Source organism: Ensifer sp. B1-9 (assembly GCF_050474445.1).
GTDB lineage: Bacteria > Pseudomonadota > Alphaproteobacteria > Rhizobiales > Rhizobiaceae > Ensifer.
This window is the reverse complement of the sequence record NZ_JBCHVG010000007.1, coordinates 53,512-77,832: the sequence shown is the minus strand read 5'-3', so window position 1 is coordinate 77,832 and position 24,321 is coordinate 53,512. Positions and strand designations below refer to the sequence as shown.

The 24,321-nt window shown below is 63.2% G+C and carries 20 protein-coding genes and 1 pseudogene; 12 read left to right on the top strand and 9 right to left on the bottom strand.

Features of this window, described 5'->3' with window-relative positions; translation table 11 throughout:
- Position 1: 1 nt before the first annotated feature.
- The 3 genes from waaA (at position 2) to lpxK (ending at position 3,364) form a co-directional block, all read left to right on the top strand.
- Positions 2-1,315: a lipid IV(A) 3-deoxy-D-manno-octulosonic acid transferase gene (gene waaA / locus ACQ5BM_RS14310; RefSeq protein ID WP_429812213.1), complete on the top strand. Its 1,314-nt coding sequence runs from the start codon at positions 2-4 to the stop codon at positions 1,313-1,315.
- A 25-nt stretch (positions 1,316-1,340) separates the two neighbouring features.
- The gene (locus tag ACQ5BM_RS14305; RefSeq protein ID WP_429812211.1) at positions 1,341-2,063 is read left to right on the top strand and encodes an HAD family hydrolase; all 723 of its coding nucleotides are present in this window, start codon (positions 1,341-1,343) and stop codon (positions 2,061-2,063) included.
- A gap of 260 nt (positions 2,064-2,323) precedes the next feature.
- A complete protein-coding gene (lpxK, locus tag ACQ5BM_RS14300; protein WP_429812208.1) occupies positions 2,324-3,364 on the top strand; it encodes a tetraacyldisaccharide 4'-kinase in 1,041 nt (346 codons plus the stop codon).
- 40 nt (positions 3,365-3,404) lie between these two features.
- Here lpxK and ACQ5BM_RS14295 read toward each other — a convergent pair whose 3' ends face one another.
- Together ACQ5BM_RS14295 and mutL are read right to left on the bottom strand one after the other, a co-directional pair.
- The gene (locus tag ACQ5BM_RS14295) at positions 3,405-3,638 is read right to left on the bottom strand and encodes a DUF2093 domain-containing protein (RefSeq protein WP_173515743.1); all 234 of its coding nucleotides are present in this window, start codon (positions 3,636-3,638) and stop codon (positions 3,405-3,407) included.
- Between the two features lie 89 nt (positions 3,639-3,727).
- Positions 3,728-5,542: a DNA mismatch repair endonuclease MutL gene (mutL, locus tag ACQ5BM_RS14290; RefSeq protein ID WP_429812205.1), complete on the bottom strand. Its 1,815-nt coding sequence runs from the start codon at positions 5,540-5,542 to the stop codon at positions 3,728-3,730.
- A 377-nt stretch (positions 5,543-5,919) separates the two neighbouring features.
- Between mutL and ACQ5BM_RS14285 the strand changes: the two genes are divergently transcribed.
- Positions 5,920-7,644: a response regulator gene (locus ACQ5BM_RS14285; RefSeq protein ID WP_429812202.1), complete on the top strand. Its 1,725-nt coding sequence runs from the start codon at positions 5,920-5,922 to the stop codon at positions 7,642-7,644.
- A gap of 309 nt (positions 7,645-7,953) precedes the next feature.
- A complete protein-coding gene (locus ACQ5BM_RS14280; RefSeq protein WP_429812878.1) occupies positions 7,954-9,261 on the top strand; it encodes a putative bifunctional diguanylate cyclase/phosphodiesterase in 1,308 nt (435 codons plus the stop codon).
- A gap of 10 nt (positions 9,262-9,271) precedes the next feature.
- Here ACQ5BM_RS14280 and ACQ5BM_RS14275 read toward each other — a convergent pair whose 3' ends face one another.
- A complete protein-coding gene (locus tag ACQ5BM_RS14275) occupies positions 9,272-10,210 on the bottom strand; it encodes a LysR substrate-binding domain-containing protein (RefSeq protein ID WP_429812199.1) in 939 nt (312 codons plus the stop codon).
- A 91-nt stretch (positions 10,211-10,301) separates the two neighbouring features.
- Here ACQ5BM_RS14275 and ACQ5BM_RS14270 point away from each other — a divergent pair, with 91 nt between their 5' ends.
- The gene (locus ACQ5BM_RS14270) at positions 10,302-11,852 is read left to right on the top strand and encodes a trimethylamine methyltransferase family protein (RefSeq protein WP_429812196.1); all 1,551 of its coding nucleotides are present in this window, start codon (positions 10,302-10,304) and stop codon (positions 11,850-11,852) included.
- Positions 11,852-12,300, top strand: a pseudogene (locus tag ACQ5BM_RS14265) (N-methylproline demethylase); the annotation flags it as partial. The gene ACQ5BM_RS14270 and the pseudogene ACQ5BM_RS14265, both read left to right, overlap by 1 nt.
- Positions 12,301-12,473: 173 nt before the next feature.
- Here the strand turns inward: ACQ5BM_RS14265 and ACQ5BM_RS14260 are convergent.
- Positions 12,474-13,091 (bottom strand): PRC-barrel domain-containing protein, encoded by a 618-nt coding sequence (locus tag ACQ5BM_RS14260; RefSeq protein WP_429812194.1) that lies wholly within the window; start codon positions 13,089-13,091, stop codon positions 12,474-12,476.
- A gap of 363 nt (positions 13,092-13,454) precedes the next feature.
- Between ACQ5BM_RS14260 and ACQ5BM_RS14255 the strand changes: the two genes are divergently transcribed.
- Positions 13,455-14,558, top strand: coding sequence for a hypothetical protein (locus tag ACQ5BM_RS14255; RefSeq protein WP_429812191.1), 1,104 nt, complete (start codon positions 13,455-13,457; stop codon positions 14,556-14,558).
- Positions 14,559-14,615: 57 nt separating this feature from the next.
- On the opposite strand, the gene ACQ5BM_RS14250 is transcribed toward ACQ5BM_RS14255, so the two are convergent.
- From ACQ5BM_RS14250 to ACQ5BM_RS14230, 5 genes are all read right to left on the bottom strand, one after another.
- A complete protein-coding gene (locus ACQ5BM_RS14250; protein WP_429812188.1) occupies positions 14,616-16,340 on the bottom strand; it encodes an IlvD/Edd family dehydratase in 1,725 nt (574 codons plus the stop codon).
- 80 nt (positions 16,341-16,420) lie between these two features.
- Positions 16,421-17,305, bottom strand: coding sequence for an SMP-30/gluconolactonase/LRE family protein (locus ACQ5BM_RS14245; protein ID WP_429812185.1), 885 nt, complete (start codon positions 17,303-17,305; stop codon positions 16,421-16,423).
- Positions 17,305-17,940 carry a 2-dehydro-3-deoxy-6-phosphogalactonate aldolase gene (locus tag ACQ5BM_RS14240; RefSeq protein WP_429812184.1) on the bottom strand — a complete coding sequence of 212 codons (636 nt, stop codon included), beginning with the start codon at positions 17,938-17,940 and terminating at the stop codon, positions 17,305-17,307. Before ACQ5BM_RS14240 ends, ACQ5BM_RS14245 begins: the two co-directional genes overlap by 1 nt.
- Positions 17,941-17,955: 15 nt before the next feature.
- Positions 17,956-18,873 (bottom strand): 2-dehydro-3-deoxygalactonokinase, encoded by a 918-nt coding sequence (locus ACQ5BM_RS14235; RefSeq protein WP_429812182.1) that lies wholly within the window; start codon positions 18,871-18,873, stop codon positions 17,956-17,958.
- Positions 18,873-19,643: an SDR family NAD(P)-dependent oxidoreductase gene (locus ACQ5BM_RS14230; protein ID WP_429812179.1), complete on the bottom strand. Its 771-nt coding sequence runs from the start codon at positions 19,641-19,643 to the stop codon at positions 18,873-18,875. The genes ACQ5BM_RS14235 and ACQ5BM_RS14230 overlap by 1 nt, the downstream gene beginning before the upstream one ends.
- A gap of 153 nt (positions 19,644-19,796) precedes the next feature.
- Here ACQ5BM_RS14230 and ACQ5BM_RS14225 point away from each other — a divergent pair, with 153 nt between their 5' ends.
- From ACQ5BM_RS14225 to ACQ5BM_RS14210, 4 genes are all read left to right on the top strand, one after another.
- A complete protein-coding gene (locus ACQ5BM_RS14225) occupies positions 19,797-20,612 on the top strand; it encodes an IclR family transcriptional regulator (protein WP_429812876.1) in 816 nt (271 codons plus the stop codon).
- 195 nt (positions 20,613-20,807) lie between these two features.
- On the top strand, positions 20,808-21,548 hold the full coding sequence (locus ACQ5BM_RS14220; protein ID WP_429812177.1) for a LuxR family transcriptional regulator: 741 nt from the start codon (positions 20,808-20,810) through the stop codon (positions 21,546-21,548).
- A gap of 142 nt (positions 21,549-21,690) precedes the next feature.
- The gene (locus ACQ5BM_RS14215) at positions 21,691-22,464 is read left to right on the top strand and encodes a LuxR family transcriptional regulator (protein WP_429812175.1); all 774 of its coding nucleotides are present in this window, start codon (positions 21,691-21,693) and stop codon (positions 22,462-22,464) included.
- Positions 22,465-23,022: 558 nt separating this feature from the next.
- Positions 23,023-24,186 carry an Mrp/NBP35 family ATP-binding protein gene (locus tag ACQ5BM_RS14210; RefSeq protein WP_429812173.1) on the top strand — a complete coding sequence of 388 codons (1,164 nt, stop codon included), beginning with the start codon at positions 23,023-23,025 and terminating at the stop codon, positions 24,184-24,186.
- The last annotated feature ends 135 nt before the right edge of the window (positions 24,187-24,321 follow it).

Sequence of the window (24,321 nt, the reverse complement as noted above, 5' to 3'; positions counted from 1 at the left end):
CATGAGCAGCTTTCGCGCGCGCCTGGCGCTCTCCAGCTACCGCTGGATCGGCTCGGCCATCTATCCCCTCGTTTGGTCCTACCTTGCCATTCGCGCGGCGAAGGGCAAGGAGGACCCGGCGCGCCGTCGCGAGCGCTACGGCCATGCCAGCGCACCACGACCGCAGGGGCCGCTCGTCTGGTTTCACGCCGCCAGCGTCGGCGAGACCAATGCGGTCATCCCGCTGATCAAGGAAATCCGTAGGCGCGGCATCAACGTCGTGCTGACGACGGGAACAATGACCTCGGCACGTGTCGTCGCCCAGCGCCTGGGAACGAGCGTCATCCACCAGTATGTGCCGCTCGATTTCAAGCCGGCGGTCAGCCGGTTCCTGAACTATTGGGAGCCGGATCTCGCAATCATCGCCGAGTCCGAAATCTGGCCGATGACCATCCTGGAGCTCGGCCGGCGCCATATTCCGCAGGTTCTGGTGAACGGCCGCCTGTCCGATCGCACCTTCGCCCGCTGGAAGCGGCGGCCGGGGCTGGCTGACGCGCTGTTTGAAAACCTGGCGCTGGTCATCGCCCAGTCCGATGTCGACGCGGAACGCTTCCGCACGCTCGGTGCCCTGCCGGTCATGGTCTCCGGCAACCTGAAGGTCGATACCGACGCGCCGCCGCACGACCCGCAGGCGCTGCGGGAGTACGAGCAGCAGATCGGCACGCGCAAGACCTGGGCCGCGATCTCGACCTTCGACGGCGAGGAGAACGCTGCCGGCGTCGTGCATCGCGCGCTGAAGGAACGGACCGGCCTCCTGACGATCGTCGTGCCGCGCCATCCCGAGCGTAGCGATGCGATCGAGGCGGCGCTGACGGCCAAGGGCCTGAAGGTCGCGCGCCGCACCCGGCGCGAGCCGCTGACGCCGGATGTCGATATCTTCCTCGGCGACACCATCGGCGAAATGGGCCTCTATCTTCGCCTGACCGAAGTCGCCTTTGTCGGCCGCTCGCTCTTTGCCGAAGGCGGCCAGAATCCGCTGGAGCCGGCGATGCTCGGCTGCGCGATCCTGTCCGGCGGCAATGTCCAGAATTTTCGCGAGACCTATCAGACGCTGGCGAAGAACGGCAGCGCCAAGATCGTGCGCGACGTCGAGATGCTGGCGAAGGGCGTCAACTATCTGCTCGCCAACGACGACATGCGTCGCTCGATGATCGATGCCGGCCTCGAAACCGTGCAAGAGATGCGTGGCGCTCTGTCGGCGACGATGAAGGGGCTCGAACCCTACATCAATCCGCTCATCGTCAAGGCGCGGCTCAATCCCCCGACCGAAAGCTGACACAAGCAGGAGGCGACCTCTCATCATGACCGCATCCAAAGCCATCGCCGGTATCCTGTTCGACAAGGATGGAACCCTGCTCGACTATGCCAAGAGCTGGGTGCCGGTGAACTATGAGCTGGCGCGGATCGCGGCCAAGGGCGACGAGGTGCTGGCCCGCACGTTGCTGAAAGCGGGCGGCATGGATGCCGATACCGGCCATGTGTTGCCCGACAGCCTTCTTGCCGCCGGCAACACGATCGAGATCGCGACCGGTTTCGTGGGCGCGGGCGCGCCTTTCACGGTGGAGGATCTGACGACCCTGTTCGACAGTCTGTTCGCGCGCTCGGCGGAATATGCCGTCCCGGTCACCGACCTTGGCACCTTCTTCGCCGGCCTGCATGCCAAGGGCTATCGTCTTGGCGTCGCCTCCAGCGACAATGAAAAGTCGATCCGCGAGACCGCGAGGCGCTTCGGTTTTGACGGTTACCTGCATTATGTGGCGGGTTATGACAGCGGTTACGGCGTCAAGCCGGAGCCCGGCATGGTGCTCGGCTTTTGCGCCGCAACGGGCCTTGAGCCGCAGCAGGTCGTTGTCGTCGGCGACAACAATCACGACATGCACATGGGCCGCAGTGCCGGTGTCGGCATGACGGTCGCGGTGCTGACCGGAACCGGTTCACGCCAATCGCTCGCTGCAGCCTCGGACCATTGCCTCGCCGACATCACCGAGCTTGAGGCCGTCCTCTACAGCGCCGCGCGTCTGTGAAGACGCGCTAAGGTCGTAACGCTTTGAGCTGCTGCATAATTTTGTTCTTAAATCGATTCCGATTTAAGGAATTATGCAGCAGGCGCAAATCCAGGAAACGCGTGAGGCGGGCCGGCTGAACCCGGCTGCAATCGTATCCATAGCTTGCGTTTTTTCACATTCTGACGTTTTTTGGGGCAATCCGTCGGCTTGCGACGGCAAGAAGACATGCGTCCTCCCAAAGCGGATGGACGAGACCGGCTGGGGGCCACGGAAGGAAGATGGTATCGGAAGCGCCGCCATTCTGGTGGACCAAGGCGGATTGGCGTGCCCGCGCCTTATGGCCGTTTTCATGGCTCTACGGGCGGATTGCCGGCATGCGTATGGACCGCGCCCACCGTGCATCGGTTCCCGTGCCGATCATCTGCATCGGCAACTTCACCGTCGGCGGTGCCGGCAAGACGCCGACGGCGATCGCCCTTGCCCGCGTCATCCGTCAGAAAGGGCTGAAGCCCGGCTTCTTGAGCCGCGGCTATGGCGGCTCTCTCGACGTGACCACGATCGTGGACATTGAGCATCACCGCGCCCGCGACGTCGGCGACGAGCCTTTGCTTCTGGCGCGCGAGGCGTTGACCGTCGTCTGCCGCCGCCGTGTCGACGGCGCCCGCCGCCTGGTGAAGGAAGGTGCCGATATAATCATCATGGACGACGGTTTTCAGAGCGCGCGTCTCGCCTTCGACTTTGCGCTTCTGGTGATCGACTCGCGCCGCGGCATCGGCAATGGCTATCTGGTGCCGGCCGGTCCTGTGCGGGCGCCGCTTCCCATTCAGTTGCGCCATGCAACGGCACTTCTGAAGATCGGCGACGGCACGGAGGCCGATGCCCTGATCCGCCGTGCGGCCCGCGCCGGCAAGCAGATCTACGAGGCCGATGTGGTGAGGCTCGACGACGGGTCGCTGAAGGGCGTCAAGGTCCTCGCCTGGGCCGGTATCGCCGATCCGGAAAAATTCTATCGCACGGTGCGTGAGACCGGTGCCATCGTCGAGGAAACCCGCAGCTTTCCGGATCATCATCACTTTTCCGATGACGAGATCGCCGATCTGCTCGATCGGGCGACGGCCTTGGGCTGCACGCTGGTCACCACCGCCAAGGACATGGTTCGGCTCGAGCCCGGCCATGGCCGCGCGGCCGAGCTGGCCGCGGCCAGCCGAGTGATCGAGATCGACGTGCGTTTCGACGATCCCATGGCGCCGTCAAAAATCATCGAGACGGCGCTTGTCGCCGCACGCGCCCGCAAGTTGCGCGAAGGTGCAGGCAAGTAACGGTTATTTGTATCCGGGGAAGAGACTTGGGGACGTCGCCTTAGCGGCGCTGGTTCGGCAATGCGCCGGCGCGCTTTTCCGCCTCGACCGAGGCTTCCGCATCGACATAGGCTTCCTGCCGGGCGACGCTCCAGTAGCGCAACTCGTCGACGGGAATGGTTCTGCCGGTCATCGCGCAGATCACATGCGAGCCGGCGAGGACGATCTGAAAGTCGCCGTCGAGATAACGGATCTTCGCCTCGCGCGACGTACTTCCTTCAAACCGGTTCATCATGTTCGTTGCCTGTAACGTCCTTGTGGTCTGTTCTCTGGTCTAGCTCGCCATCAGGCAAAATGCCAGCCGCATTTCGCGGCCGCGCGCTATCAGCTTCGTCCGAACAGCCGTTCAATATCGGAAAGCTTGAGCTCGATATAGGTCGGCCGCCCATGGTTGCATTGACCGGAGCCGGGCGTTGCTTCCATCTGCCGCAGCAAAGCGTTCATTTCCTCGGTGCGCATGCGTCGGCCGGAACGGACCGATCCATGACAGGCCATCGTCGCCGCAAGATATTCGAGCCGGCTTGTGAGGCCGTTGGCGGTGTCCCATTCGGCAAGCTCGTCGGCAAGCTGGCGTACCAGGCCGACGGCATCCATTTCGCCGAGCATCGCCGGCGTCTCGCGCACCGCAATTGCCCCGGGGCCGAAGCGCTCGATGGCAAGACCAAGGCGCGCGAACTCCGCCGCATGAGCCATCAGCCGGTCGCAGTCGTCCTCGGCCAGATCGATGATCTCCGGGATCAGCAGCGCCTGCGCTGCGACGGGTCGCGAATGCAGCGCGGTTCGCATCGCCTCGAACACCAGCCGCTCATGGGCGGCATGCTGGTCGACGATGACGAGACCGTCATTCGTCTGGGCGACGATGTAGTTTTCGTGGAGCTGCGCCCGTACCGCGCCGAGCGGGAAGGATTGCGGCGCGGGTGTCGGCGCATCCTGTTGCGATACCGGCGCCTCATGCTCGGTCGGGGCGGCCGTGCGTGCCGACGGTGCCGCAAAGGCGGCGAAGCTCGCCTGCGGCGCTTCGCCGAGGCCACGCAGCATGGCATCGAATTGGGCCGGTCGGGACGGGGATGTCTCGGGTGTCCAGGGTTGCGGGCGATAGGCCCCGGCCCGGAAGGCCTGCATCATGCCGCGTGCCCCGGTGGTTGCCGCCCGATCGCCTTCGCGTGTCAGTGCCTCGCGGATCGCGCCGATGATCAGCCCGCGGATGAGGCCCGGGTCGCGGAAGCGCACGTCGGACTTCGCCGGATGCACGTTGACGTCGACCAGCGCCGGATCGAGCGTGATCGACAGCACCGCAACCGGGTAGCGGCCGCTCGGGATCGTCTCGGAATAGGCGGCGCGGATCGCCGACAGCAACAATTTGTCCTGCACCGGGCGGCCGTTGACGAAGACATATTGCTGCAGGGAGTTGCCGCGATTGTAGGTCGGCACGCCGGCAAAGCCGGTGAGACCCACGTCTTCGCGCTCTGCATCGATCTCGATCGCGTTGTCGCGGAAATCCTTGCCGAGCACCTGGGCCATGCGCGCTAGGCGGTCGTCACCGGTCGCCGGGAATTCGAGCGTCGAGCGGTCGCTGCCAGAGAGGACGAAGCGCACCGCCGGGAAGGCAATCGCCATGCGGCGTACAATCTCGGAGATCGCGGCCGCTTCCGCCTTCTCGGATTTCATGAACTTCAGCCGCGCCGGCGTCGCGAAGAAGAGATCGCGGACCTCCACGACCGTGCCGGTATTGGCGGGTGAAGGGCGAACCGGGTCGGTCTTGCCGCCGGTGACGGCGATGACCGCGCCTTCGCTGGCGCCGGCCGTGCGCGTCGTGATCGACAGACGGGCGACCGAGCCGATCGAAGGCAGCGCCTCGCCGCGAAAGCCGAGCGTGCGGATGTCGAACAGGCTGTCGTCGAGCTTCGACGTGCAGTGACGGCGGACCGCAAGTTCGAGGTCGTTCGGCGTCATGCCCGAGCCGTTGTCGGTCACGCGCAGCAGCGTCTTGCCGCCGCCGGCGGTCGCGATTTCGATGCGCGTGGCGCCTGCGTCGAGCGCGTTCTCGATCAGCTCCTTGGCGGCGCTGGCGGGGCGTTCGATCACTTCGCCGGCGGCGATCTGGTTGATGAGAGTTTCTGAAAGCTGCTTGATGGCCATGTGCCATTTTCCCGGATTCGCTTGGGAAACGGAAGGGGGAATGGCACCTCGTCCCCGGCCTCGAACACACGCGGTCGTCGACCCGGAAAAATGAGCGAGGGTTTAATCGCCCCTTAACACTCTGCTGCGATTTTCCACAACAACCTGAATGACCACGGGTTTTGTCTTTCGAGCATTGCGGCGTAGCTGGACGCCGTACTCCCTCCGCGCGAAGAGACGCCTGCCAAGGCCTCCCAGCATGTCCCGAAATGAAACCGCCGCTACAGCGCCACGCGTCCCCTTGGGCGCGCCGAGGTCGCTGCAGCATTGTGAATGGCTGCATGCTTCCTCAGATCGAAGGCGATCGAAGCGTGCAGTGGGCGAGTGAGGACAGTGCAATGAGCGATGGGGCGTCGAACGGCGCGGACATCAACCGGATCATTCTGGAGTCGAGTTGCGACGCGCTCGGCATCGCCGTGCTTGTCTGCAGCCGGGACGACACCATTCTCTTTGCCAGCCGCACGATGCTGCAATATTTCCCGGTGCCGGCGGAAATCCTGATGCCCGGCACGCGTCTTCGAGATTTTCTTGGCGCCGTCTACGATACCGGCGTCCGACCCGGAACCGTTCCGGAAAGCAGCCGTCGGCGCACCAATCGCGAGGACTGGATCGCCGAGCATATGGCGCTGCACTGGCGCGAGCGCTACGAGAGCGTCGAGCGCGCCGGCCGGACGCGCTGGGTGTCGATGCGCAAGCGCCGCCTGTCGAGCGGCATCGGCATCCTGTCGATCAGCGACGTTTCCGATCAGAAGAAGCGCGACGAACAGCTTCAGACGGATTTGGAGCGCGTCGAGCTCACCGAGCAGATCCTCGACGCCCAGCCCAATCCGATCTGCGTCAAGGACCGCAATCTCAACTATATCGCCGTCAACAAGGCCTTCTGCCTGATCCATGATCTGCAGCAGGATGCCATCCTCGGCCGCTCCGCCTGGGATCTGGTCGAAAGCGAGCTTGCCGAACGTTTCGAACAGTCGGACCGTATGGTACTCGAAACCGGCAAGCCGTACTCGCAGGCCGAGCACGTCGTGCGCGCCGATGGCAGTGACCTCTGGGTGCTGACGCGCAAGTACCGTGTCGGCATGCCCGGCCGCCACTTCGTCGTCACCTGCATGAACGACGTGACCGATATCGCCGTCCTGCATCAGAGCAGCGATGCGCCCCGGACCGAGGTCGGCCTGCAGATCCGCGACTACAGCATCTTCGCAGCGGCGCAGAATTTCTATGATCCCTTCCGGGCGCTGAACGTCCAGCAGCTTGTGGAAGCAGGGTCGATGATCGAGACCTTGCCCGCCCGCGGCCTTCGTGTGCTGGTCGCCACGGCCGACCGGGCGATGGAAGACCGGCTCGTCGCGCGCCTGCGCGGCTCGGGGCTCGACGCCTGCGCCGTTCGCGATGCCGATGAGCTTCGCGCCTTCGCCCGTGCGGCCGAGGACGCCGGCATCAAGCTCGATGTCCTGCTGCTTGACCTGGCATTTTCCGAGAAACCGCAAATCGCTGCGGCTTGGCGCCACTGCCCGATCCTCCCGCTTTCGGCTGAGCAGGACGGCGCCGCGGTGCTGGCGGAAATCTTCCGCGTCTGCTCCGAGCGGACGGCGGTTTCTCCGACGCCGCAGCCGGATTGGTCGCTGTCGTTTGAAGGCGAGGGGATCGTCGCGCCCCCGCCGACACCGCAAGTCGACGTGCTTGTTGCCGAAGACAACCAGATCAACCAGTTCGTATTCACGCAGATCCTGGAGGGGCTCGGCATCTCGCACCGGATCGCCGCCAACGGCCGCGAAGCCGTCGAACTCTGGCACGAGCTGCAGCCCGCTTTGGTGCTGATGGATGTCTCGATGCCGGTCATGAACGGCTTCGACGCCACGGTCGCGATAAGGTCGGCTGAGCGTGCCAGGGGGCAGAAAACGCCGATCATCGGGGTCACTGCGCAGGCGCTCGATATCGACCTGCAGCAATGCAAGACGTCGGGCATGGACGACCACATCATGAAGCCCGTGAGCCCTGACATGATCGAGGCCGTGCTTAGAAAATTCATGCCGGCAAAGGCAATGCGGACGGCAGGTTGAAAGAAAGACGTGTCAATTCGCTAGAATTGGGGAGGTTAATGGCAGATCTAGGAGCAGGGCGATATCGGATTGTTAACCGCCGATTGCGATCGTCTGCGCCGAATTGCCGTTAAAGTGTAGAGCCTCGCCCGAAATGCATTGCGCCCATCCCGTTGCTCATGTCCGGACCGTGTCGGAACGACATTGCCGGTTCGCGCCGTGGCGTGGGGTTTCGCGGGTCGCGAAGCATCGTTTGCAGTCCGCCGATCGGGCTGCGGAGACGCGGTTATGACGGCCGTCGAGACACCCTATCACCGCATCGGTATCGAGATGCCCGCTGCGACGGGCAATGTCGATCTATTGACGGGGCTCGGTAATGCCCGGTGCCTGCGCCAGACCGTACTTGATCTCGCCAGGGAGCGCGCCAGCGATCCCGCGCCCTTCACCATTGGTCTTGCCAACATCGATGGCTTCAAGCCGATCAATGATCTGTTCGGACCGGCGGCCGGTGACGAGATCCTCTGCCAGGTGGCCTATCGGCTGAAAGCCTGCGCGCCCGAGGGGGCGACGATCACCCGTTCGGAAAGCGATGAATTCGCCTTCGTTCTGCCGCTCGTCTTCGAGCGCAAGGGGGCGGAGAAGGTCGGGCAGATGTTGAAGGAGGTACTGTCGGCGCCCTTCGATCTCGGCGACCGCCATGTGCGTCTCTCCGCGTCCTTCGGCTTTGCGGTCTATCCCTTTGCCGGGGAAGTGTTCGAGGATCTGTTGAAGAGCGCCGATACTGCGCTCTATCGTTCGAAGCGTCGCGGCCGCGGCCAGATCACCGTCTATTCGCAGGAAATCGCCCAGGAGATGAAACGCGCGACGCAGCTCGAGCAGGCGCTGCGCAATGCCATCATCGCGAATGAAGTCGACGTGCATTTCCAGCCGATCGTCGATCTGCGCAACGACGCGGTCGTCGGGTTCGAAGCGCTGGCGCGCTGGTGTGATGCCGACCTCGGCTATGTTTCGCCGGCGGTGTTCGTGCCGTTGGCCGAGGAGCGCGGCTTTATCGAATCTCTGGCGGAAGTGCTGTTGCGCAAGGCGGCGCATGCGGCCCTCTCCTGGCCGAAGGAGCTCTTCCTCTCCTTCAATCTCTCTTCGGCGCAACTCATGGATCCGGCGACCAGTCACCGATTGCTTTCGATCATCCATCAGATCGGCCTCGACCCGCGGCGACTGGAATTGGAGATCACCGAGACGGCGGTCATGGCCGATGCCGACATCGCCCAGAAGATCGTTGCGGAACTGCGGGCCGCCGGCGTGCGCGTCTCGCTCGACGACTTCGGCACCGGGCAATCGAGCCTGGGTCGCTTGCGCGATTTTTCCTTCGACAAGGTCAAGATCGATCGCGCCTTTGTCTCGCGTATTTCCGCCGACCGTGCCTCGGAACACATCATCAAGGCGATCGTCGCGATGTGTGAGGGCCTGGAGTTGGAGGTCGTCGCCGAAGGTATCGAGGACTTTTCCGAGGCACTGAAGCTGAAGGCGCTCGGTTGCGGTCTCGGGCAGGGCTACTTCTACGGAAAACCGGCCGATGCTGTGGCGACGATGCGGTACCTTTCCGATCGCTATCGCGACGTCTCGGCCCAGGCCTGAACCGGTCTATTCATTCACCGCCTCCCGATAACGCCACGCGGTCCCTCCGTCCTTCCTCCAATAACCAGTCGCGGACCCGTTTCGCCTGGGCGTTGAGTTCGCGCGACCGCGGCCAGACGACATAGAAGGCGAGGCCGGTCTTGAGCACGTGTCCCGCGACCGGCATCAGCGCGCCGGACCGGATTTGCGGGTTGATCAGATGTTCCCAGCCGAGCGCCACGCCTTCGCCGGCGAGCACGGCCTGAATGACCAGGACATAGTCGTTGATTGTCAGGCGGCGGGCTTGCTTGGGATAGGTGAGGCCGGCGCTCGCGAACCATTCGGTCCAGTCGCAGGCGCGCCGTACCGGCTCCTCGAGATGAATGAGGTTGTGCCGCTGCAGGTCGGCTGCGGTCTTCGGCAGCCCGTGCTCTTCGATATAGGCGGGCGTTGCGACGGCGTTGACCACCTCCTCGGCGAGCTGGGCGACATGGTAGCGCGGCCAGTGGCCGGGGTCGCCGCCGCGGATGCCGAGCGGGATCGGCTCTTCCTCGAGATCGAGATCGCGCACACTGGTCTGGATCCGGAGGTCGATCTCCGGCAGGTCCTCGCGCAGGCGGTTGAGGCGCGGCAGCATCCACATCGAGGCAAAGGCGGTCGACGCCGCAAGCGTCACGTTGGTTTCGCGGCCCTTGGCGCGGATGTCCTCGGCCGACTTCTGGATGCGCGACAGGCCGACGGACACGTCGGCGTGAAACTTCTCGCCGGCTTCGGTCAGTTCTACGGCCCGATGCACGCGATGGAAGAGCGGCACGCCCAACTGTTCCTCGAGGCCACGAATGGCATACGATACCGCAGCCTGGGTCATGCCGAGTTCGTTTGCGGCACGGGTGAAGTTCTGATGACGGCCGGCCGCCTCGAAAACGATGAGGCTGGCGGCGGAGGGAAGCAGGCGGCGGAGGTTTTCCATAAATCATGCTTATCGCATGGATCGATTTTTTCCAGCGTTACAACGGAATTTTTCGCCAATAGCATCATCCTGAGTGATGGGAGGATGCAAAATGGATACGGCACCGGCAGCAGGCGAGGCGGCACCGAGACGGACGCGGGGCTCAAGGCCGCAACGACGCGAAGGCGCAGGCCAGAGTCTCGGCGTTCCCTATATCGTCCGGAATATTCCGACCTACGATATCCTCGGTGAAGAGAGCCTCGTCAGGATCGAGGCGATCGCCGATCGCATCCTCGCCGAGGTCGGCATCGAGTTCCGCGACGACCCGGAAGCACTCGTCCATTGGAAGCGGGCTGGTGCGACGGTCGATGGCGTACGGGTCACCTTCGAGCCGGGCATGCTCAAGGAGATCGTCGCCTCCGCACCGAGGCAGTTCACCCAGCACGCCCGCAATCCGGCCCGCAACGTCGAAATCGGCGGCAACAACGTCGTCTTCTCGCCGGCCTATGGGTCGCCTTTCGTCATGGATCTCGACAAGGGCCGGCGCTACGGCACGATCGAGGACTTCCGCAACCTGATCAAGCTGGCGCAGTCGAGCCCCTGGCTGCACCATTCCGGCGGCACGATCTGCGAGCCGGTCGATGTGCCCGTCAACAAGCGCCACCTCGACATGGTCTACAGCCATATCAAATATTCCGACCGCGCCTTCATGGGTTCGATCACCGCGGAAGAGCGGGCCGAGGATTCGATCGAAATGGCGCGCATTCTCTTCGGCCGTGATTTCGTCGACTGGAACTGCGTCATCCTCGGCAACGTCAACGTCAACTCGCCGCTGGTCTGGGACGGGACGATGACGAAGTCGCTGCGGGCCTATGCGCGGGCGAACCAGGCTGCCGTCATCGTGCCGTTCATTCTCGGCGGCGCCATGGGACCGGTGACCAATGCCGGCGCCATCGCCCAGTCCTATGCCGAGACGCTCGCCGGCTGTGCGCTGACCCAACTCGAACGCAAGGGCGCGCCGGTCATCTTCGGCAATTTCCTGTCGTCGATGTCGCTGCGCTCGGGTTCGCCGACTTTCGGCACGCCGGAGCCGGCGATCGGCAGCATGGTCGTTGGTCAGCTCGCACGCCGGCTCGGCCTGCCGCTGCGCTGCGCCGGCAACTTCTCTAATTCCAAGCTACCTGACGCGCAGGCGATGCAGGAAGGCGCGATGTCGATGCTGTCGGCGGTGCATTGCGGCGCGAACTTCATCCTGCATTCGGCTGGCTTCGTCGATGGCTTGCTCGCCATGTCCTACGAGAAGTTCGTCATGGACACGGACTTCTGCGGCGCGCTGCATTCCTATCTCGCAGGCGTGGTCGTCGACGATAACACGCTGGCGATGGACGCCTTCCTGCAGGTCGGTCCCGGCAGCCATTTCCTCGGCTGCGACCACACCATGCGCAACTACCAGACCGCCTTCTGGGATTCGGCGCTCTCCGACAACGAACCGTTCGAGAAATGGGTCGAGCAAGGCGAGACGGACATGGCGACGCGGGCGAACCGCGCCTGGAAGAAGACGCTCGCCGAGTACCAAGCGCCGCCGCTGGATGTGGCGCTCGACGAGGCGCTGATCGATTATGTCACGCGCCGTAAGGAGAGTATGGCCGATGCTTGGTATTGATGAAACCGGTATGCTCGGACGCCTTTCAAGGAACAGGAAATGACATCGTCGAACTGCTGCAGCCCTATCGCCTCAAGCATCTGACGCTCAAGAAGCGGATCATGTCGATGGCTCATGAACCCGCCCATTCCGAAGATGGCATGCCAAAGGATCGCTATCGGCTATATCAACCTGGAAAAGGCCAAGGGGCGGCATGGCGCTGACGATGATCGCGGGCTCGGCGATCGTCTCGGAGGGTTCCCCGCCGGCTTTCGGCAATCTCCCTGCGTATTCGGATGAGATCGTGCCGTGGCTGAAGAAAGTCGCCGCCGACTGTCATGAAACATGATTGCGCCGTGATGATCCAGCTCACCCATCTTGGAAGCCGCACCGGCTGGAACAAGGGTGACCGGCTGCCGGTGTTTCGGCATCGCCGGTACGCGAGCCGGCGCATCGTTCTTTTCCCAAGGGCGAAGTCCCAGAGCCGGCTTCGACATGGTCCGGATCGGCGACGCCGTTTCCAGTCGCAACATTCACGCGAGCATCTATGACGCCCTTCGCTATGGGGTGCTTCGTGTGAACGCAGAAAGAGCGGCGGTGCGTACCGCCGCCCTCTGGGCGCATCGAACAACCTGATACTCTTTACTGCTTCGGCCGCGCCGGTGTCGTGCCTGTCGAAGAGGTCGTCGAGGTGTCAACCGGCTGGTTGGCGTTCTGCTCGGCGATCTTCTGCGCCTTGGTCTTGAACTCCGGGGCCGCCTTCAACGTATCTGCGGTTTCCGTTGTCGTCAGCTTCAGGGCGTCCGTATTCGGCTGTTCCGCAATCGAAATGCGATCGAAAGGAACCGCTACGTCCTTTTCACCGAGACCCAGGAAGCCGCCGACACCGATGATGGCTGCCTCAACGCCACCATCCTTCTTGATGATCAGGTCGTTGATCTCGCCGATGCTTTCGTCACCGGCATTGTAAACGCTCTGACCGATATAGGTGCTGGCTGCGATCTGGTCGCTCGCCTGCTCCGTCAGGTAGGTAGCATCGGACTTCGCGACATCGGCAGGTTTCTCACCTGCTGCCGGAGGCGTCGTCGTCTGAGCCTCGTTGGCCGGAGCTTCCGTAGCCGGGGCCGGCTGTTTGGGCTTCATGGTCTGCGTCTGGTCGGACTGAGGCTGTGTCGTATCCTGGGTGTAAGCTACCGGAGCGACAGCAAGACCCGCGAAGAGCGCGCCAGCCGCGACGGTTGTTACGAGTTTCTTAGTCATGTCAAACTGCCTTTCCTTGACGTTTCCGATCAAGGCACGGGCCTGGCCGCTGCCGCCAGTTCCACCGCACCGGTGATACGACGTCAACGCTTAAGCGCCCAAACGGTTCCGGAAAAACAGTCCAAGTCCCAATGGGTAAGGCCGAACTTGGGTTCAATCTTCCATATCCCTTGGAATTTGATGGGAGAATATCGGATATCTTGCAGGGGAGGGCGATCCTATACTCGGTATATATGTATTTTAGAAGTTTAGAATGATCTTCTATTCGTTCATTGATTCTTGATTGTTCTTGCGGATACTTCGGTGAAGACAGGATAGGGAGCGCCGCTGCTTTCGTGCTGTATCCCCTGGGCGACAATCACCATGTTACTGCCGCGCCGCTTTCTTTCGGTCTCCCTGCTGTCTGTCCTGGTCATGGCCGCTCTCGTTTCGATCGAGCGCAACCTTTTTGGCGCCCGCTATTTTTCCGAGCGGGTTCCCCAGGTCCAGCCTTATAACCTCTGGCATGCCTGGGTCGCGCTCAGCCTGTCGCTCGCCGCGGTTCAGGGGTTCACCCGAGACGTCTCAGGGCTTGGAGAGCCGGTGCTGCGGCTGGCCTCGCGTCGTGAGCTATGGATCTGCGTGGCGGTGTGGACGCTTGCGACGGTCACGGCATTGATTTTCGCCGTGGACCCACATGCTTTCAGTCTCCTGGCGCGCGAAGACGGCCCGGTCGAGTGGTCGTCCGCCATGCTGATCTTCATCGCGTGCGGGTTCCTTGCGGCAGTTGCCGCGGGCCAGGTTCGTGCCGCCTGGACCGGGGCAGGGCGCCTTGCCTTCGTCGCCGCAGGCGCTGCGGCGTTTCTGAGTGCCGGCTTCTTCGTGATTGGGATGGAGGAGATATCCTGGATGCAGCGCATCTTCGGCATCTCCACGCCGAAAGCGCTGTTGGCCGTCAACAGGCAGCAAGAATTGAACCTGCACAACATTTCAACCGGTTTCTCGGAGTTGCTCTACTACACCGGCAGTTTTATCCTGCTGACGCTCGCGCCCTTCGTCTGGCTCTATCTTCGGAAGAGTGTGAGCCTCGGCCGGCTCGACGCCTTCGCGCCGAGCGTCCTCGTGCTGGTGGCAAGCGCGCCAATGGCCGCTTTCAACAGCGACAACTGGAGCATGCTTCCGACGCAGATGATGGTGATGATGACCGTCATCATGTTGCTGGTGATCGCCGATATGGCATTGAAGGCGGGCCACTGGCGCGAGTTCATTGTGCTGACGGCTGGCGCCGTTCTGGTCGTTTCCCTTCAGGAACTGTTTGTCCTGCGGGCTTCGCAGCTCGTCCGACTCTGGGACCCGACGGAATACAAGGAATTCTTCATTGCCCTTGGTCTTGCGGTTTACGGCTTTCAGACCTGGTCGCGTCTTCGTTCGCCGGTGACGGCACCGTCAGCAGGACGCCCCATCAACTCCCGTCCCGTTGCCGGATAAAAATACCCCGCTGGTCTGGCGGGGTATCTGGTCAATGGTCCTTTGGATGCCTTGCGGTCAGTGGCTTTCCCGCAGGACCTCGCTGCCGCTGCCGCCGACGAGGAAGTCGAGATCCGCACCCTTGTCGGCCTGCAGCACCGTGTCCTGGTAAAGCTTGTAATAGCCGCGCGTCCATTTCTGCGGCGGGGCCTGCCAGGCGGCCATGCGCGTCGCAAACTCCTCGTCGCTGATCATCAGGTTGAGCTCGCCCTTCATCGCGTCGAGACGGATGCGGTCGCCGGTCTTGACGATGGCGAGCGGGCCGCCGGCGTTTGATTCCGGGCTGACGTGCAGGACGACGGTGCCGAAGGCGGTACCGGACATGCGGGCGTCCGAAACGCGCACCATGTCGCGCACGCCTTTTTCCACCAGTCGCCGCGGGATCGGCATGTTGCCGACTTCGGCCATGCCCGGGTAGCCTTTCGGTCCGCAGCCCTTGAGCACGAGGATGGTGTCCTCGGTCACCGGCAGATCCGGATCGTCGATCTTTGCCTTCAGGTCCTCAATGGTCTCGAAGACATAGGCCGGGCCCTCGTGTACGAGCAGATGCTCGCTCGCAGCCGACGGCTTGATGACGGCACCGTTCGGCGCGAGGTTACCCTTGAGCACGCGAATGCCGGCGGCAGCCCTGAGCGGATTGTCGAGCGGGCGGATAACGTCGTCGTTGTAGACTTCGGCATCTTCCCAATACTTGCTGATCGGCACGCCGAAGACCGTCGGCGCATCGGCATGCAGCAGATGCTGGATGCGGTTCATCACTGCCGGCAGGCCACCCGCATAGGCGAGGTCCTCGATCAGATATTTGCCCGACGGCATGCAATTGACGATGCACGGCACCTGGCTTCCGACACGGTCGAAGTCTTCGAGACAGAGGTCGACGCCGGCGCGGCCGGCAATCGCCAGCATGTGAACGACGGCATTGGTCGATCCGCCGACAGCGGCGTTGGCAATGATGCCGTTCTCGAAGTTCTTCCTGGTCAGCACCTTCGACAGGCGCAGGTCCTCGTGCACCATCTCGACGATGCGCTTGCCGGTCATGTGCGACAGCGCCATGCGGCGGGCGTCGACGGCGGGCAGCGCCGCATTGGTCGGCAGCGACAGGCCCATCGCCTCGACGACCGAGGCCATGGTGGTGGCGGTGCCCATGGTCATGCAGACGCCCGGCGAGCGCGACATGCCGCTCTCGGCCGCCATGAATTCCTGCATGCTCATCTCACCGGCGCGCACGGCCTCGGAGAATTTCCAGACATCCGTACCGGAGCCGATGTCCTTGCCCTTCCACTTGCCGTTCAGCATTGGGCCGGAGGAGACGACGATCGTCGGTAGGTCGACCGAGGCAGCCCCCATCAACTGGCCGGGCGTGGTCTTGTCGCAGCCGCCGAGCAGCACCACGCCGTCGATGCCGTAGGCGCGGATCGCTTCTTCGACGTCCATGGCGAGCAGGTTGCGGAAGAGCATCGCGGTCGGCCGCATCTGCGTCTCGCCGAGCGAGGACACCGGGAACTCGACCGGAAAACCGCCGGCCTCCCAGACGCCGCGTTTTACACCCTCTGCCAGAATGCGCAGGTGGCTGTTGCAGGGCGTCAGTTCCGACCAGGTATTGCAGATGCCGATGATCGGGCGACCGTCGAAAACATGGTCCGGAAATCCCTGGTTCTTCATCCAGGAACGATGGATGAAGCCGTCCTTGTGGGTGCCGCCGTACCAGTGGCGGCTGCGCAGTTCTTTCTTCTTGTCGCTCATGCGAGCTCCTCCTCACCATGCGATGAAACGCGTGGCTGAATTGTATGACTTTTTATTGGCGCTTCGCCAAGAGGTTCCGTTCAGAGTCGGAAGGATGGTTCAAACCGGCCCTTGACGCTGATGCCGAGATCGAAGGTCTTGCCGGCATGGGGGTCGACGGCGCGCGTGGCGTCGTCCATATCCTGCCAGGCGGATGTCACCAGCATGCGGTCGGCCTTCGGGCCGATGAAGGCCGTGCAGCTCGGCTGCGTCGTCGGCACCGCATAACGCGCGGTCCGCATACCGTCGGGCCGGTAGACGTCGACCGTGCCGCTGCCCCAGCGGGCGTTCCAAATCAGGCCATCGGCATCGCATATGGAGCCGTCAATGCCACCGGCTTCGCCACTGCTGTCGACAAGCAGGCTGGGCTCACCTTTCGGCAGTCCGGTCCCGGCGTCGATATCGACGCGCATCAGGTGGTTTATGTCGGTGTCGACGAAATAGGCGACGGTTCCGTCTGGCGAAAAGCAGATGCTGTTCGGAATGGTGATCCTGTCGTAGAGCTTCGTCACCGTCGTACCGGCCACGTGATAGATCGCACCGGCGCCCTTCTCGGCGCTGCGTCCCATGGTGCCGATCCACAGCGAACCGGAAGCATGGACGCGGCCGTCGTTCGAGCGATTGCCGGGCTTGTCCTCAAGCGTGGTGAGCAAGCTGAAGGCGCTGGTCTGCGCGTCCCTGACGAAGAGGCCCTGGTCGGTCGCGACCAGTTGCCGCGACGGATCGATGACGGCGAGCACGCTTCCGAGGAATGGCAGGTTGTGCACGGCCTTGCGGCCGGTTTCGAGATGCAGTTCGTGCAGTTCCTGGCCCTTGATGTTGAACCACCAGGCGGTACCGGTGGCCGGGTCAAAGGTCGGGCCTTCGCCGAGGATCGAGGTCGCCTCGCAAAGGATGCTGCCGGAAAAAGGAATGGTATCGCTCATCAGCGTGCTCCGTAGACGGCGTCATAGGCCTTGATCGTTGCGACGGCGCGTTCGCCGACTTCGGCGGCGCTCATGCCCGGCTTGTAAAGGCTGGAGCCGAGGCCGAAGCTGCGGATGCCGGCCTTGGCGTAGTCGCCGAAATTCGCGTCTGAAACGCCACCGACGGCGGCAATCTCGAGGTCGGGCGGCAGGATCGCGCGGATCGCGGTGATGCCCGATGGCCCGAGCACACTCGCCGGGAAGAACTTGAGGCCGGTCGCGCCGGCTGCCGCGGCCGAAAGCGCTTCGGTCGGGGTGAGCACGCCGGGCATGGTCACCATGCCCTTTTGTGCCGCAAGGGAAATGACCGCCGGCTCGACGTTCGGGCTCACCATCAGCCGCCCGCCGACATCGGCAAGCTGCTCCACCTGCGCCGTCGTCAGCACCGTGCCGGCGCCGATCAGGCAATTCTCCGGCGCCATTTTCACGGCAGTCCCGATCGAGCGGAACGGATCGGGGGAATTCAGCGGGATCTCGATGGCGGTGAAGCCGGTTTCGATCAGCGCGCCGACGACGCCTTCGGTCTCTTCGGGCTTAAGGCCACGCAAGATCGCGATCAGCGGATATTTCATCGGCGGAAAGGGAATGCGGTTCATGAGCTTGTCTTTCGTTCAGAGGGGCCAGATCGCCTGGGCGGCGGTCGAGAGGCCGGCGCGGACCGCCGTGTCGGCATCGACGACCCTGAGCGGGCGGCCGAGGCTTTCGAGCGCGGCTTGATAAAGTGTACCAAGTGAACCGGAGGCGACGAGGCAGATGCCGTCGATCGTCTCGGCTGAGGCCAGTGCGCCGGCGATCTCGAGGCCGATCAAGGTGCCCGACAGCAACGCCTTGGCGTCGGTCGCACTGGCGCCGTGCAGCAATTGCCCGGCACGCGCGCCGAAGATCAGGCTGGTCGCAAGCGCCGGATTGGTGCTGGCCTCCGCGACGGCCGCCGCAAAAGCGGGATGATCGCCGGAAAAGGCATGCGCGTCCGCAATCGAGTGGCTGAGGATCGAATGTTTCGAGATCACGTCGAACAATTCGCCGGTCATGAAGGTGGAGAAGCCGCTGACTGCGCCGTCTTCGAGGCGAACCCATTTGCTGTGCGTTCCCGGCATGCAGACGAGGTGCCGGCCGCGGCCGAGCTCGCTGGCGGCGCCGAGCAATTGCGTTTCCTCGCCGCGCATGACGTCCGGGTGCCGCCTGTCGCGTTGCGCGAGACCCGGCAGGATGCGGATGTCCCGATCGAGATCCGGTACTGCCACCGCACGGGCGGCGATGTCGGTCAGGGCCGCCGGGGTATCGAGATAGCCGGCCTCGACCCAGCCCTGCTTGGCGCCGGCCATGCCGCAGATGATCGCGGGCAGATGGCCGGGCGCCTCGACGGCCGCCAGGTGCTTTTCCAGAACCGCATGGAAGCCGCTTTTGCTGGCGGTCGTCATGCCTTCCCCGCTGCGGCGTTCGGCAAGCACCGAGCCATCCTCGCCGATGATCCACAGCCGGAAACTCGTGGTTCCCCAGTCGACTGCGGCATAATAGGCTGCCGTCATCAAAGTGCGCCTCCATCGATGATCATTGTTTGTGCGGTCATGCCCGAGGAGCAGTCCGACGCGAGGTAAAGGCAGGGCCCGACGAGATCGTCGGCGGTCAGGCTGCGTTTCAGGCACTGCCTTTCCTGCATCTTGGCGATTGCCATGTCGCTGAGCCACAGCCGCTTCTGCCGTTCGGTGACGATCATGCCGGGCAGGATTGCGTTGACGCGGATATTGTCCGGCCCGAGCCTGCCGGCGAGCGATTTGGTCAGGCCGACGATGCCGGCCTTCGCCGTCGCATAGCCTGGAATTTCGCCCATGTTGAGCAGAAAGGCGATCGACGAGAAATTGACGATCGAGCCACCGCCGGCTTGCCGCATGTGCGGCGCGACCGCCTGGCTCATGAAGAAGAGGTGCCGGAGATTGACCGCCTGGCTTTCGTCCCAGCTCTCTTCGGTCACGGCTTCCAATGCCTGGCGATCATCGCGCGCCGCATTGTTGACGAGCACATGGATTGCGCCGAGCGATTCTATCGCGGCTTCCGCCGTGTGACGCACCGCTTCGATATCGCGCAGGTCTCCGGGAATGAAATGCGGCTTGTAGCCGGTTTGATCGTCGAGCCGTTCGCAGAGATCGGCGCCTGCCCGCTCGTCGATATCGACGAAGGCGACCCGCGCGCCCTGGCGCACGAAGCCCTCGACCAGGGCGGCGCCGATACCCGAGCCGCCGCCGGTTACCAGCACGCAGCGGTCACGCAAGTCGTGAAACTGTACCTTGGGCGCCGGCATGTCCCGCACTCCCCCGTGAAGGCCGTTTAAGGTTTCAGATGGTTCCATTATTCGGAACTTGATTTTAGTATGTGGAATTATCGGATCGAAGCGTCTATCTTGTCAAGATCAGGCGCGCGACGGCGACAGCCACTTGAAGACAAGCGAATGACGATGACAAACGAGATGATGGCAGCGCCTGAGGCGCGCGGGGAGGCCGGCACGGGCACGCTCGGCAAGGCGATCGCGGTGCTGGAAGCCGTGGTTACTGCAGATGGCCCGCAGCGCTTTACCGATATTCTTGCCCGCTCCGGCCAGCCGCGCGGCACATTGCATCGGCTGCTTAGCCACCTCGTCGAAGAAGGGCTGCTGGTTCAGCGCCGCGATCTGTCCTACGAGCCCGGCCTTCGGCTGCTGACGCTTGCCTATCGTTCCTGGTCTGCCAACCGCTTTCGCGACGTCGCCGAACCGCATCTGCAGCGTCTGCACGAATTGACCGGCGAGACCGTGCATCTCGGCATCCTGCGCGAAACGGAGATCGTCTATGTCGACAAGGTCGAGAGCCGGCAGACGGTGCGCATGAGCTCGCAGATCGGCAAGGCCTCACCGGCCTATTGTACCGGCATCGGCAAGGCGGCGTTGTCCTTGCTGGGGCAGCCGGAACTGGAGCATGTGCTGGCGAGGACCGAGTTTCACCCGTTCACCTCGCATACGCATCGTTCGGCTGCGACGCTGCTCGCGGAAGTCGAGGAAATCCGGCGCGACGGCCACGCCTTCGATCGCGAGGAACATGAGGCGGAGATACGTTGCGTGGCTGCACCCATCGCTATTCCCGGGAGCGAGCTTGCCGCCGGAATTTCGGTGACGGGGCCGGCCTACCGGGTCAGCATGGAGCAACTGGTGGCCTGGGCAACCCCTGTGCGCGAGGCGGCTCGGGCGATCGCCGAGGAGGCGGCAATCCGGCTCGGACCCGGGCGTGGTGGACCTTGAATTCACTTTACGGTAAATTAGAAACATCGACTGGACGCGGCGCGTCAAGCTCGATAACTTTTAATATATCAGACTCAGGTTCGTGGATGGTCTTAGTCTGGTTTGGTTTTGGTATTTGTAGAATTTTTGACGTGATCTTCAAGCGGCGTCAGCGGCCGGCCCCCTTTTGGCGCCGGATGTGGAGAAGGGCGGAAGATGATCGATTTCAGCGCGAATTTGTCGTCGTTGACGCTTCCTGATGGGCGGAGCATCAGGGGGCCGATCTGTTGTGAAGAAGACTTTCGGCGAGTGATCGCCCAGGTCGCGGATGCCTATGGTTTCCGCGGCTTTCTGGTGCTTGCCGTCCCCGATACGGGCTCCAGCAGCCTGTCGGCCAACGCACTTATGACCAATTATCCGACTGCGTTTCTGCAGGGCTATGACAGCGCCGGCCTGATCAATGGCAGTCCGGTGATCCAGCGGCTGCGCCGCAGCACCATTCCCTTCACCTATGACGCGCATCAACTGGCGCGTCGCCGCTCCGACGGCAAGGGGGATGCGGCCATTTGCGTTTTCGAGCAGGCGAACATGCCGCGCGGCCTCTATCTGCCGGTCCATGACGCGAACGGGCATCGCGCGGCGATCGCCTTCGGCGGTGATCGCCCCGTCGTTTCCAACGACGAGTTGCAGGAGCTCAATCTGTGGGCGGGCGTGCTCTACAGCAAGTACATGGAGGTTCGTGAGCGCGGTCGGCGCGGGGCGGGGAGCCTTTCGCGCCGCGAGGTGGAGTGCCTGCGATGGGCGGCTGCCGGCAAGACCACCAGTGAGATGGCGAAAATCCTGGCGCTGTCCGAATATACGGTCAACCATTACCTCAACCGCGCGACGCGCAAGCTGGACTCGGTCAACCGCGTCCAAACGGTCGCGAAGGCCGTGCGCGCCGGTCTCATCAATTGACGATCGGTGCCGGCCGCGCCTGAAGCGGACGGCCCGTCTGCCCTTCGCGAAGGAAATACACAGACTTTTGGGCCGCGGAGGCAGGGATTCTCGATCATCTGTTGGCATTGGCAGGCCGCTCGGTCTATTTGATAATTGATGAATGCCATGGAACGCGCGAATGCAGGATACGATGACGGCCGGGATGACTGACGCAGATCTGCCCCGGGGCGGCGATTTCGCGTCCGAGATCGCAACGCTTGAGACCCAGTTCGATATCATCCGCTATATGCGGCGGATTACGCAGGTCTTCGGCTTCAAGACCTTTCTGATCTGCTCGATCCCCTCGATCGACGTGGAGCGTCTGGCTGCGAGCACCGTCATCTCCAACATGCCGGCGGAACTGCTGAACAAATATGACAGCCTGTCGATGCTGCGCTTCAGCACCGGCGTTCGCCGCCTGCGCGAGACGACGACGCCATTCCAGGTGACGCTCGAAGCCTGGGAAGGCGAGGGCGGAAAACCGGAAACCGCGTCCGAATACATCACGATGCTGCGCGAGAACGGCATCTTCCAGGCAAGCTATTTCCCGGTTCATGACGCCGAGGGCGGCCGCGGCGCGGTCATCCTGATGGGGCCGCTGGTCGAATTGCCGATGACGGTGACCATGGAACTGCAGATGATTGCGATCCATGTCTACAATCGCCTTGCCGAGATCGGCTCCGTGTGGAAGAGCAGCGGCGCGACGCTGTCGGAGCGCGAGATCCAGTGCCTGAGCTGGACTGCCGCCGGAAAGACCAGCGCTGAGATCGCCGGAATCCTCGGGCTCTCCGAACACACGGTGAATCATTATCTCAATCATGTGACGAAGAAGCTCGACGCCGTGAACCGCACGCAGGCGGTCGTGAAGGCGATGAAAAAGGGCTACATCAGCTAACCCTCCTGGTGCCGAAGGCCGCTGCCCTCTCGGGCGCCCCGTCGTGCGTTCACGAAGGGGACCGACCATCGTAGCCGCCGGAATTTCGCAGCCTGTCGCGCAGAACCGCTCAGCGACTTGCGATAACGGCGCGAAAAATATCAAAAGCTTGAAGCGCAAGGAGCGATCGGAAAGAGCGCGATGCGCCGTAATATTTCTGCGATCGCCGGCCGACCTGCTTCATCCTTGGACGATCTGCAGACGGTTGCTCAGATTCTGAGCAGATGCCTCAGCCACGTCTTTCGTCAGAAATTCGCTCATCTATTTGAAATTTATTGCTGTTTTCGTCTGATATGAATCTGGCACGCATCCTGCTTTACTATTGGCGTGTCCAGAGGGGACTAAAAAGAAGACAGCGCCCAAGAAGGTCGCGATCGAAAGGGCCACTGCCCACCTCAAGGTGATCCCGGATGTACGGACACCGGGGTGGGTGGTGGCCCTTTCTTTTTCCGATATGTCGCATTGGCGAAGCGCCCGGCCTCGACTATCTAAGGGATAACAAAAGAATGAGAGGGCGCGATGCCGGAAGTCACGAAAGAAGTGGTCCTTGAGAAGCTGCGCACGGTGCGTGGCCCGGACATGGAAGGCAACATCGTCGATCTCGGACTCGTGTCTGATGTCTTCATCTCCGATGGCAAGGCCTATTTCTCGATCACCGTGCCGGCCGACCGCGCCAAGGAATTGGAGCCGATGCGGGCCGCAGCCGAGCGCGTCGTGCGCGACATCCCGGGGATCACGGCGGCAATGGTGGCGTTGACCGCCGACCGCAAGGCGGCGCCCGCCGGTGCGCCGGTGCAGCGTCCGCAGCCCTCGGCAGCGCCTCATGCCGGCCATTCCCATGCGCCACGTCCCGCCGGTGGCCCGCCGGCCAAGGCCGGCATTCCGGGTGTCGGCGCCATTATCGCGGTTGCCTCCGGCAAGGGTGGCGTCGGCAAGTCGACGACCTCGGTCAACCTGGCGCTGGCGCTGAAGGCGAACGGCCTGAAGGTCGGCCTGCTCGACGCCGACATCTATGGTCCCTCGATGCCGCGCCTCCTGAAGATTTCCGGAAGGCCGCAACAGATCGAAGGACGCCTCATCCGTCCGATGGAGAACTATGGCCTCAAGGTCATGTCGATGGGCTTCCTCGTCGACGAGGAAGTGGCGATGATCTGGCGCGGGCCGATGATCCAGTCGGCCCTGCTGCAGATGCTGCGCGAAGTCGCCTGGGGCGATCTCGATGTGCTGGTCGTCGACATGCCGCCCGGTACAGGCGATGCCCAGCTCACCATGGCGCAGCAGGTGCCGCTCGCCGGCGCCGTCATCGTCTCGACGCCGCAGGATTTGGCGCTGGTCGATGCCCGCAAGGGCCTTACCATGTTCCGCAAGGTGGAAGTTCCGGTTCTCGGCATCGTCGAGAACATGAGCTATTTCATCGCGCCCGATACCGGCAAACGCTACGATATCTTCGGTCATGGCGGTGCCCGCAAGGAAGCCGAGCGCATCGGCGTCCCGTTCCTCGGCGAAGTACCCCTGACCATGGGAATTCGCGAAACATCGGATGCCGGGACGCCGCTCGTCGCGTCCGACCCGGCCGGCGAGGTCGCTCGCATCTACCGCGGTATCGCGACCAAGGTCTGGGACCAGATATCCGCCACGCAGCAGGACAAGAGCCGCGCAGCGCCGACCATCGTCTTCGAGTGACCGATTACGCGGAGGTCGGTTGGCCTTTCCGCGCCGCGGTACTCTCGGGCCTGGCGCAGGCCGCAATTCAAGGTGCTCCTGCGACTTTGCATGTCAGCCATGACGTCGCGCCGGGCGCCGAATCGTTTTGCCCTT

What these genes read in the sequence shown, in the direction of transcription:
- ACQ5BM_RS14245 (WP_429812185.1), bottom strand. Translation starts at nt 17,305, where the DNA reads ATGAGCGATACCATTCCTTTTTCCGGCAGCATCCTTTGCGAGGCGACC.
- ACQ5BM_RS14305 (WP_429812211.1), top strand. Translation starts at nt 1,341, where the DNA reads ATGACCGCATCCAAAGCCATCGCCGGTATCCTGTTCGACAAGGATGGA.
- ACQ5BM_RS14275 (WP_429812199.1), bottom strand. Translation starts at nt 10,210, where the DNA reads ATGGAAAACCTCCGCCGCCTGCTTCCCTCCGCCGCCAGCCTCATCGTT.
- ACQ5BM_RS14240 (WP_429812184.1), bottom strand. Translation starts at nt 17,940, where the DNA reads ATGAACCGCATTCCCTTTCCGCCGATGAAATATCCGCTGATCGCGATC.
- ACQ5BM_RS14230 (WP_429812179.1), bottom strand. Translation starts at nt 19,643, where the DNA reads ATGCCGGCGCCCAAGGTACAGTTTCACGACTTGCGTGACCGCTGCGTG.
- ACQ5BM_RS14250 (WP_429812188.1), bottom strand. Translation starts at nt 16,340, where the DNA reads ATGAGCGACAAGAAGAAAGAACTGCGCAGCCGCCACTGGTACGGCGGC.
- ACQ5BM_RS14260 (WP_429812194.1), bottom strand. Translation starts at nt 13,091, where the DNA reads ATGACTAAGAAACTCGTAACAACCGTCGCGGCTGGCGCGCTCTTCGCG.
- mutL (WP_429812205.1), bottom strand. Translation starts at nt 5,542, where the DNA reads ATGGCCATCAAGCAGCTTTCAGAAACTCTCATCAACCAGATCGCCGCC.
- ACQ5BM_RS14210 (WP_429812173.1), top strand. Translation starts at nt 23,023, where the DNA reads ATGCCGGAAGTCACGAAAGAAGTGGTCCTTGAGAAGCTGCGCACGGTG.
- waaA (WP_429812213.1), top strand. Translation starts at nt 2, where the DNA reads ATGAGCAGCTTTCGCGCGCGCCTGGCGCTCTCCAGCTACCGCTGGATC.
- ACQ5BM_RS14225 (WP_429812876.1), top strand. Translation starts at nt 19,797, where the DNA reads ATGACAAACGAGATGATGGCAGCGCCTGAGGCGCGCGGGGAGGCCGGC.
- ACQ5BM_RS14280 (WP_429812878.1), top strand. Translation starts at nt 7,954, where the DNA reads ATGCCCGCTGCGACGGGCAATGTCGATCTATTGACGGGGCTCGGTAAT.
- lpxK (WP_429812208.1), top strand. Translation starts at nt 2,324, where the DNA reads ATGGTATCGGAAGCGCCGCCATTCTGGTGGACCAAGGCGGATTGGCGT.
- ACQ5BM_RS14255 (WP_429812191.1), top strand. Translation starts at nt 13,455, where the DNA reads ATGTTACTGCCGCGCCGCTTTCTTTCGGTCTCCCTGCTGTCTGTCCTG.
- ACQ5BM_RS14295 (WP_173515743.1), bottom strand. Translation starts at nt 3,638, where the DNA reads ATGATGAACCGGTTTGAAGGAAGTACGTCGCGCGAGGCGAAGATCCGT.
- ACQ5BM_RS14235 (WP_429812182.1), bottom strand. Translation starts at nt 18,873, where the DNA reads ATGACGGCAGCCTATTATGCCGCAGTCGACTGGGGAACCACGAGTTTC.
- ACQ5BM_RS14220 (WP_429812177.1), top strand. Translation starts at nt 20,808, where the DNA reads ATGATCGATTTCAGCGCGAATTTGTCGTCGTTGACGCTTCCTGATGGG.
- ACQ5BM_RS14215 (WP_429812175.1), top strand. Translation starts at nt 21,691, where the DNA reads ATGCCATGGAACGCGCGAATGCAGGATACGATGACGGCCGGGATGACT.
- ACQ5BM_RS14270 (WP_429812196.1), top strand. Translation starts at nt 10,302, where the DNA reads ATGGATACGGCACCGGCAGCAGGCGAGGCGGCACCGAGACGGACGCGG.
- ACQ5BM_RS14285 (WP_429812202.1), top strand. Translation starts at nt 5,920, where the DNA reads ATGAGCGATGGGGCGTCGAACGGCGCGGACATCAACCGGATCATTCTG.